General features: G+C 39.0%; 1 pseudogene. It reads left to right on the top strand.

The annotated features are described in order from the left end of the window. Positions 1 to 249 (top strand): annotated as a pseudogene (locus SB775_RS32220) (sensor histidine kinase); the annotation flags it as partial.

Genomic DNA, 249 nt, shown 5'->3' with positions numbered 1-249 from the left:
GTCTGAAACGGTAGAAGAGCAAATTGGGAAACGGGCTTTGCATGTTGCGAAAACAGTTGCTGCTATACCTGAAATAACGGAAGCTTTTCAAAAAGAAAACCCAGCTTCTATCATTCAGCCAATTGCAGAAAAAATTCGAATTGATACAGATGCTGATTTTATTGTAGTTGGAAATAAAGATGGTATTCGTTATGCGCATCCTAAGCGAGATAAAATAGGAGAGAGAATGGTTGGCGGAGATAATGAAGG

The organism is Peribacillus sp. SIMBA_075, assembly GCF_046534585.1.
The sequence above is the reverse complement of the archived record's forward strand: the minus strand, read 5'-3'. Positions and strand labels throughout refer to the sequence as shown.